This window comes from Streptococcus sp. S784/96/1 (assembly GCF_902729355.1).
Taxonomy (GTDB): domain Bacteria; phylum Bacillota; class Bacilli; order Lactobacillales; family Streptococcaceae; genus Streptococcus; species Streptococcus caledonicus.
Map to the genome: position 1 here is coordinate 1 of NZ_CACVCC010000053.1, position 8959 is coordinate 8959.

Here is an 8959-nt window from a genome sequence, read left to right on the forward strand (position 1 = left end):
CATGATTCATGGGGATATCGTAAGCAAGATTTAGTTCCAAACTCAATTGATTTGTGTTATACTCTTTATACATAGTCATGGCTTTCTAGTTGTTTTGTGGTTATTATAATTATAAACCATGGCATAAAAAAACGAGCATCTCCAACTGCGGAAATGCCCGTTTTTTTTGTGTTCTGAAACTAGTTTTTGCCCAGCCTCTTGTTAAAATACTTTTTCAATAAAATATAACAACGCTTATTTGCCTGCCAAGGCTCCCATTGGGTCCCAAGGGGCTAAGACTTGTGGTTCTGCTTCATAGGCAGCTAATTCTTCTTCGGTGAGGAATTCTTTGCGGACAACGATTTGATAAGTATATTCGTCCATCCAGGCATCTGAAGCGACAAAGTAGCCTTTCTCACCGACCTTGTCTCCCCATGAATTTTCGACTTTCCATTTAAGTGGTTTGCCATTGTCATCCAAATCCACTCCAGTCAAGACCATCGCATGCGTCATCAGACTTTCACTGTAATCAAGACGACCAGCCTTATCCTGAGTCAAGCTAATATCCAAAGCCGCATCAAAATCATAAGTATTTGTCGCCATAATACCTGCTTGACGGTCTGACACTTGACCAACATCAGAACCAAACCAGACAGTTTCTCCTGCCTTCATTTGTGCAATAGCAAGCTCTTTGAAGCGCTCCATCCCAAGGTTAAGGTAACGAACCGCAGGTGCTCCGACGACATTTCCAAGCAACTCAACGGTGTAAGATTTCCCATAAGGCTTATCAGCTGTTGGCGCATTGATGACAGAAACATAATCTGATAATTTCAAGCCGACATATTTATCAAAAAAATCTTGAGGGGTGATTTGCCTTTCTGTATGGAAATTATTGTCCTTGTCACGGTAAGAAAAATCAAATTGGCGTGGTGGCAAACCTAGATTAACCGCTAGAAAATTGAAAATCTCTTGTAAGAGAGCTTCTTTCTTAGCTTGAACATCCTCACCATTTTGAACAGCTTCACGAAGAATTTGGGCATCTTGACGAAGCAATTTATTCAAGTATTGGTTAAGCTCACGGCTATTGCTAGATGACACGGATTCTGGATAAACTGACTTTGGCACAACCCCGTATTTTTCAAAAAGTGCTACAACCATATCCCATTGACCACCATCTTGTTGTGGCACATCAAGGAGAAACTTCACCTTGCGACTTCCCAATTCTTGGTCTGCTGTCGCAATAATTTGTTCTAAAAACCAGTTTGATTTTTCGTACTTATCCCAGAAGAAAGTATGAGCTTGCGACAATTCAAAGTTTTCTAATTTGAATTGGTTGATGAGTTTATGACGAAACGTATTCAACGCTGCAAACATCCAGCAACGCCCTGAGGCTTTTTGATTAGAGACAGCATCTTTCGTCAAATCAATTGAAAAGGTAAAGTCATTATCAATTGCAGATTGACGTGTTCGAAGAGATTTGAGCAAACCATTATTGGTCACAGCATTTTCAACAGCTTGATACTTAGGATTAGCTAGGTAGTCAGCATATAATTTTTCCGTAAAATCATTCGTTAATATTGACATAAATTACTCCTTTTTCTTATTACAGTCCCATTATATGCCTTTCACCAAATATTGCAAGACTTTTCTGAAAATTTTGGATACATGGTTATAGAACGCCTATTGATATTTTCTAGGCAAAAAGAACCAGAACCTTTAAAAGTCCTAGCTCCAAGCGTTTTTTATGAAATGATTAATTGAAAGTTTGTTGTACCACCTATACCATATCTATTCTGCTTCTAACCTCACCAACTGTGCTGCACCAATAATGCCTGCATCATTCCCTAATTCCGCAAGGACAATGTGACAAGTTTCACGAATTTGTGGGAAGGTGAAATCATATGCCTTAGTCGCAATCTTTTTTCGTAAAAACTCTCCTGCTGCTGATACGCCGCCTCCGATAACAATATGACTTGGACTCAAGGTATTGGCAATGTGAGATACAGCAAGACCTAAATAGCTAACAAATTGATCAACTACCATATTGGCGAAAACATCTCCACTTTTTGCAGCATCAAAAATCTCTTTCGAAGTCACCTCATCTCCATTATCAATACCAGCTTTAATCAGTGAATCACCCTCATATTCGCTTGAAAAACGATGAGCTAAGTTCACAATCCCTGTCGCTGAAGCAACCGCCTCAAGGCAGCCCTTTTTACCACAGGTACATGGAGTTAAATAGTCTAAATCAACGGTCAAATGACCGATTTCTCCTGCTGCTCCGCCTTCTCCTGTGACCAATTGACCATTGGTAACAATACCTCCGCCAACTCCTGTTCCAAGCGTGAACATAACAACATCACTATTTCCTTTTCCTGCTCCCTTCCATTGTTCCCCGAGGGCTGCTACATTGGCATCATTTCCAATATAAAATGGTAATCCAAAGGCTTCATCAAATGCCTTTCCTACCTCTTGAATATCTGACCAACCGAGATTATAGGCACCGATGACGGTTTTGTATACTGCATCAACTTTACCAGGTGATCCCATCCCAATACCAACAAAATCATCAGCTGTCAATTGATATAGGTCTAAATATTCCATAATGGACTGAATAATGTCTGGGATAATGGCTTTACCATTCTCCAATGTGTTGGTTTTAATTGACCATTTTGCTAAAACTTCTCCCTCTTGTGAAACAATCGCCAATTTAACACTCGTTCCACCAAGGTCTATTCCGATAATTTTTTTCATAACTCTTCCTTTCGTACATAATACCGTTCTAAAAACTGTGCGATACCATCATTATCATTAGTCTCAGTAACAAAGTCACTTACTTCCTTCAACTCTGTAGCGGCATTCCCAACTGCTACACCTACTTGGGCAAAAGTAAGCATTTCTAAGTCATTCAAATTGTTCCCAAAAGCCATCAGATGCTCTGATGATAAATTAAGTTTATCTAGTAAAATTTTTAAAGCTCTTGCTTTGTTATCACCCTCTTGCATGATTTCAAGGTAAAAGGCTTCACTTTTATTTAAGGAAAAGCTGGCGCTAATAGCTTGCGAGAACCCCTGCTCTGCTTTTTCCAAAGCCTCTGGATTACCTACAGCCATCACCTTGATAATCTTCTCAGTAACAACATCTCCAGCTTCAAACACTATAATGGGAAGATTTCCCAAATAAGATTCTCTGACAGTTAAGGGATGAAGCGACTTGTCATAAGTGTACATCTTATCCCGTGTCATGGCATGGACACCTAGACCAAATCCTGCAAAATAGGCTGCTATCTCTCGGAAATCATGAGCTGAAATATTCGCCTCGTGCAGAACTTTCTTTCCATCACAGCTTTGCACCAGTGAGCCGTTATAGCTGATACAATAGTCATCCCCTGAAAGGTCGAGGTCACCAATCAGGTGCTTCATCCCATCAAAGGGACGTCCTGTGCAGAGTACAATACGAACCCCTTGAGATTTCAACCGTTTCAATGCTTCGCTATTACGCTTTGATAGCTTCAAATCACTATTAAGGAGCGTTCCATCCAAATCTGTCGCGATAATCTTCAAGTTGTTTATCTTCTCTCCTTTACACAATAATCATCTTCTCCCTTGTGTAAGTTCCACCATTAAAACTGGTTTCATCACCATTTTCATCAAATTGATCCAAAAACGGTGGCATGTAAGAGCAACTTGCCGCAAAACGCACCGAAACATTATGGAAACCTTGGGCAAGTCCACCTTTTTGATATACTTTTAGCGTTGCTACATCCGTAATACGCCAGAAGTCATTAGAAGCTTTTGCTAATTCAGAAACGGTGTACTCCTTACCATTAATTTCCCAAATCACTTGATCATTGGTGTACGTGATACCATCAACAATCAGTTTTCCTGGCCTTAGTTGGCTAAGCCAAATCCCTCGGTAATAATCCGAACGTACACAGACTTGAAAACCTACGACTTCTCCATTCTCTACAATATTATGAAACCCTCGATATTGAATAACATTTGATTCTAGCATGACATTCTCCTTAATGACCTAAAATACGTTTCATCATAACATGGTGTTTACGAAGTTCTTGGGAAACGTAGCCTTCGACTTCTTTATTGGCACCTTCGTATTCACTGAGCAAGTAGCCTTCCCAGTTATGTTCTTTCAAAATAGATAAAATTTCTGGATATGGAATGGTCAATTCATTGAAATCATCATCCATCTTATTAAATTTAGCATGAATACACTTCACATAGGGTAAGAGTGGAATAATTTCTTCTGGCAACGAATGTTTGCAATCGGGATTGAAAACAAGAACACCTGGAACGTCAAAACGATTTTGAAATACACTTAGGTCAATATTTAAACCAAAATGCTTCGTTCCTGTTTCCTCGATGAAATCCACATAATCTTGTACAAACTGATCCGCCAGTACTGTTGTCAAATGAATTTCTGGACACATGATGACATCATATTTTTCAGCTTCAGGTAAGACGCTCTTGATAATCTCACGCCAATTTTCAACAGGTGCTAACTCACCATTGATGACTCCCATTTTCGTTCGAAGAATTTTGAACCCTAATTTGTTAGCTATTTTGAAATCATTAATGAGTTTTTCACGCGCTTCCTCTAAAGACATTTCCCTGTCTTTGTAAAGTCTGGTATCAACCCAGTGACCATACTCCGCTGGCTCTATCTGATACTTCTGACAAAGGCTCTGCCATTTTTCCAAATAATCATCAGAAAGCTCCGGATAGCTATCAATATGAGAATTAGCCAAAATCTCAATACCAGTTGCTCCCATGTCATGCATATCCTTAAAGCAATCCTCAAGGTTCATGGTTTTGCCATATTCCCCAGAGTAGCTGTAGACAGCAACACCACGTTTAATGTTATTAGCCATATCTGACTCCTTTATTTTTTACCTGTATTATAAAAAATTTTAAAGCAATGGTCTTGTAAGATTTTCAAATATGGTTACACCTTTTTTGAGATAAACTGCCATGTTGCAACGAAAAACATTAAAAAAGTACCATCCTATATTAAATTTTGTAAACATGAAAGAGGCTCAAATTGAACCTCTTTATTGTGCTCTATTTACTAATCCCTCGACAAACTTAATACGATCACACCTTTACTTTCAAGGCTTTTTTTCATGTTGCCATAGTGAAACTTCGTTTCACCAATCAAAACTTGTCCCCAGCCACGACAATCAATAACAACATCATAGCCGTTTTCAAGAACCCAAGCCTCCCAGTCATCATAACTTTTAGTATAAGCATGTCCTGTCAAAAGCCAAACCTTTTTATCTCCCAGAAGTTCTTCATGGTCATTGATCCACTCAATAATTTTATCTTGGTCATAGCTACGTTCAAGCACTTTATTAGCATATTCATAGAAGCTACTAACTGTACGTAAGTGTGAATCTTGGCTAAAGTAAATATTATCTTTCATTTTGATTACCTCATTTTATTATATATTATCACAAATTAATCACCTAGTTAATGTGTTTTTGGATGAAAGCTGTAATGTCTTGATTACATTGTTTTGCAATAGTATCTCGAATATTATAGTTAAACACATGATGGCGAGGATTTTCCATATCACCGTAGCATTTAAATTCATGGTTAATGCCTTTAGCAAGGAGATAGCCATCTAGTCGGGCATTGGATTCTAAAAGCATATCAGCATTAGCTGTTGTTAGCAACAGCGGTCCCATATCTGTCGTCATATAGTTTTCGGTCTCAAGCATCTCTACTTTTTGCGCTAAAACATCTTCTGTGAAATAGACTTTAGTCGGTGGGCTAAGCACTTCCGGTCGTGTTAGGAAACTAGCTGCACAATTTACTATAGTTGCTCTCACTGTAAAGTTCGGTTTCTCATAACCAAATTTAGCTCGATAGCTGTCATTAGTCAAAATGGTGACATACTGCAATGCCATTTGTCCACCTGCGCTATCCCCCATGATAACGATATTGTCAGTATCAATATCGTACTGAGCGCCATGTTCAGCCACCCAATGCATCGCTAGATTGACATCATCTAACTCACCCGGGAAAATAACATCTGGTGGTAATCGATAGTTAAAGTTAACAAAACCGAAACCTGCCTTGGCATATTCTAGCCCAAAGAACTGGTAGGTTTCCTTAGTGCCATAAGTCCAGCCACCCCCGTGGATGTGTATGATGGTTGCCACTTTACCAGAACGTTCTTTGGGAAGATAAATGTCTAGCTCTTGCCATTTAGGCACAGCTCCATAGGCAATATTATCAATGCGTTCTACTTCTGGAATATTACGTGGCAAACCTTTGTCCCGTAAATCATCACTTTCTTTTAAATACTTATTTAACTCTCTAATTCTCTCCATCGGATCTTCAATGGCATCAATTCGAGCAATTAAATCTTTCAACTCTTCCATAGTTCTCCTATTTCCCTTGATAAGCAAAAGTCGTAAAGGTCGCTTTATTTTCTGACTCTTTGCCATTAGCCGTTGCAAACATACCAAGTGTAACACCTGTCATACCATTAAGAGATGATGGCCCTAACACACTGCCATCAGCGCCACTTAATATACAGCTCCAAGAATCTGTATTCGTTCCAACATAGAAGTCAATCGTTTGCTTATTTTGGACAATTTTCAACGATAAATTACCTCGAGCTACCTCTTGTTTAGCTAATACTTCTTCACTTGTATAACTCTTAAAATGTGGCCTGTAAATCGGCACATCAATCTGAGTTGTACATCGCACCACCTGGATAAAAGAAAGTCCATTCTCTTGAACTTTTTCAAGGCGATAATGATGATTATTCCCTTGAAGGATCAACAAACCAGCTGCTTCTTTATCTTGTGGGGTAAAAGAAAGCTGTGTTTCAACTTCATAAGAATCATGTCGCTGACGACAACCAATAAAGGCAAAATTATCATGATACTGAGCATCTGGTGCATCCTCGGATAAACTAATCATCTGCCGTCCTGCCGGTCTCGGTAAACAAGCTAAGTAGAGAGTATTGTTTTCTAATGTCCAAAAGGATTGATACGGTGTCCCCCAAAATACAAGCTCTGGGGCTAGCGTTTTATTAGAAAAATCTGCTATAAACGGATTATCAAACGACTTGACTTTAAACTCGGGTAAATCAAGTTCATAAGTCGACTCAACTTTCCCAGTTTCCGAAGCAAGGAGAGGCCAATCATCTTCCCATGTTACTGGACACAGGAAGGTTTCACGACCAAGATTTTTATAATATCCCCCAACTGGACGTGACCCTAGCATGACAGCATACCAGCTACCATTTGTTGCTTCAACTAAATCAGCATGCCCAATATTAGTAATCGCCGCCTGTTTTCCTAAATGGCGATGGGTAAGGATTGGATTACCTGCATAACCCTCATACCATCCGTTAATCACTTTAGATCTTGCTACTGTAACAGCATGGAAATACTCTGTCCCTCCTTCTGCAATCACTAGGTAATAGTACCCATCTCTTCTATAAAGATGTGGTGCTTCCGGAGCACTAGCATTACGTAGGGCTGAGTCCCAAATGAGATATCTTTCACCAATACAGGACATACTAGCTAGTTCAAATTCATTTAAGTAAAGATAGCGTTTACCATCTTCTTCAATTGTTCCAATAATGTAAGCTTTATCATCGTCGTCAAAGAAAAGTGAAGCATCTATCCCTGGAACATCTGGAAGTAAATGTGGGGTAGACCAAGGTCCAGAAGGATGCTCTGCAGTTACAATGATATTTTGTTCAATGCTATAATTCATTACAATGATGTAAAATAAACCATTATGATAACGAATGGTTGGTGCCATGACACCTCCAGTATAGCTATTAGCACGAACATAAAAATCGTTATCTACCGTTAGAGCATGCCCAATTAATTCCCAATTAGCTAAATCCTTGCTATGAAAAATCGGAATCCCTGGATAAAGTTCAAAACTAGAACAGACAAGATAATAATCCTCATCGACACGGCAGATACTAGGATCTGGATAAAAACCGGAAATAATAGGATTTGTAACAGTTACCATCTCAGACTCCTCCTCTTAAAATGATAAGTTTAACTCAAAGCTCTCACTATTCTCATTGCCATCAGTAACTGTAAAAATAAAGTCGCCATCCTCAAGGCAATAATGACCCTGATTGTTCCAAAAACCTAAGTCTTTCTTATCAACACGGAGCTCTACTGTCACTTTTTCCTTAGAGGCAACCGTAACTTTCTCAAACCCTTTAAGCTCTTTCACTGGACGAACAAGAGAACCAACCTTATCTGTCACATAGAGTTGTACCACTTCTTCGCCATCTCGGTCACTGGTGTTACTAACATCAAGTATGATTTGAATACTCTCAGCTGTTTCTTTTACCACAACATTCTCAAATGCAAAGCGCGAGTAACTCAAGCCATAACCAAAATCATAGAGCGCCCCCTGTTCGATATCCATGTACTTAGATGTGAACTTGCTTCGGCCAGCTGGACGACCTGTATTGGGGTGATTATAATAAACTGGACACTGTCCTGATACTCTCGGAAATGAAACCGTGAGACGTGCACTTGGATTATTGGCTCCTGAAAGTGTGCGCGCCACCGCATGCCCCATTTGAATTCCCAGATGCCACGCTTCAATTACTGCATCCACTTGACCAACTTCTTTTTCAACCGCCATCGGACGGCCATTCATCAAAATGGCAACGGTTGGCTTGTCGAGGTTCTCCAGAGCCGCAAAAAGTTTACTCTGTTCACCTGGCAATGAAATGTCTGCTCGCGACGTTGCTTCTCCAGACATGGAAACCAATTCACCTGCTACCAAGACCACGACATCTGCGTAGTCAAAAGCTTCTTGGAGTATTGCTTCATTAATTGGCGTCTCAAGACCTCCAACTTCAAAATAGCGGCTATTAGGAAATTCTTTCGTGATTCCTTCGACAAGAGAAATACCATCTTTTTCTCGAAAACTAATCGCCCAAGCACCAGAGACTTCTGAAGCTTTAT

General features: G+C 39.6%; 9 protein-coding genes. All 9 read right to left on the minus strand.

The genetic code is table 11. The features are described from left to right. Positions 1 to 234: 234 nt before the first annotated feature. Entirely contained in the window at positions 235 to 1563 is a 1329-nt protein-coding gene (gene pepC / locus GZ996_RS11190) for an aminopeptidase C (protein WP_161979990.1), read from the minus strand. A gap of 204 nt (positions 1564 to 1767) precedes the next feature. Further along, positions 1768 to 2733, minus strand: coding sequence for an ROK family glucokinase (locus tag GZ996_RS11195; RefSeq protein ID WP_162012095.1), 966 nt, complete (start codon positions 2731 to 2733; stop codon positions 1768 to 1770). Further along, positions 2730 to 3542 carry a Cof-type HAD-IIB family hydrolase gene (locus GZ996_RS11200; protein ID WP_162012096.1) on the minus strand — a complete coding sequence of 271 codons (813 nt, stop codon included), beginning with the start codon at positions 3540 to 3542 and terminating at the stop codon, positions 2730 to 2732. Before GZ996_RS11200 ends, GZ996_RS11195 begins: the two co-directional genes overlap by 4 nt. A 19-nt stretch (positions 3543 to 3561) precedes the next feature. After that, positions 3562 to 3993, minus strand: a complete 432-nt coding sequence (locus tag GZ996_RS11205) for a C-glycoside deglycosidase beta subunit domain-containing protein (RefSeq protein WP_162012097.1) — start codon at positions 3991 to 3993, stop codon at positions 3562 to 3564. Positions 3994 to 4003: 10 nt separating this feature from the next. Further along, a complete protein-coding gene (locus tag GZ996_RS11210; protein ID WP_162012098.1) occupies positions 4004 to 4867 on the minus strand; it encodes a sugar phosphate isomerase/epimerase family protein in 864 nt (287 codons plus the stop codon). Positions 4868 to 5064: 197 nt separating this feature from the next. Then, positions 5065 to 5418 (minus strand): hypothetical protein, encoded by a 354-nt coding sequence (locus GZ996_RS11215; RefSeq protein WP_162012099.1) that lies wholly within the window; start codon positions 5416 to 5418, stop codon positions 5065 to 5067. A 43-nt stretch (positions 5419 to 5461) separates the two neighbouring features. Further along, positions 5462 to 6382, minus strand: a complete 921-nt coding sequence (locus GZ996_RS11220) for an alpha/beta hydrolase (protein ID WP_443255858.1) — start codon at positions 6380 to 6382, stop codon at positions 5462 to 5464. A 7-nt stretch (positions 6383 to 6389) separates the two neighbouring features. Continuing rightward, positions 6390 to 8000: a glycoside hydrolase family 43 protein gene (locus GZ996_RS11225; protein ID WP_162012100.1), complete on the minus strand. Its 1611-nt coding sequence runs from the start codon at positions 7998 to 8000 to the stop codon at positions 6390 to 6392. Positions 8001 to 8015: 15 nt separating this feature from the next. Beyond that, on the minus strand, positions 8016 to 8959 hold a 944-nt coding region (locus tag GZ996_RS11230), incomplete at its 5' end, for a glycoside hydrolase family 3 C-terminal domain-containing protein (protein WP_202922624.1).

Coding starts and splice junctions, on each gene's coding strand:
- GZ996_RS11210 (WP_162012098.1), bottom strand. CDS start 4,867: ATGGCTAATAACATTAAACGTGGTGTTGCTGTCTACAGCTACTCTGGG.
- pepC (WP_161979990.1), bottom strand. CDS start 1,563: ATGTCAATATTAACGAATGATTTTACGGAAAAATTATATGCTGACTAC.
- GZ996_RS11205 (WP_162012097.1), bottom strand. CDS start 3,993: ATGCTAGAATCAAATGTTATTCAATATCGAGGGTTTCATAATATTGTA.
- GZ996_RS11225 (WP_162012100.1), bottom strand. CDS start 8,000: ATGGTAACTGTTACAAATCCTATTATTTCCGGTTTTTATCCAGATCCT.
- GZ996_RS11195 (WP_162012095.1), bottom strand. CDS start 2,733: ATGAAAAAAATTATCGGAATAGACCTTGGTGGAACGAGTGTTAAATTG.
- GZ996_RS11215 (WP_162012099.1), bottom strand. CDS start 5,418: ATGAAAGATAATATTTACTTTAGCCAAGATTCACACTTACGTACAGTT.
- GZ996_RS11220 (WP_443255858.1), bottom strand. CDS start 6,382: ATGGAAGAGTTGAAAGATTTAATTGCTCGAATTGATGCCATTGAAGAT.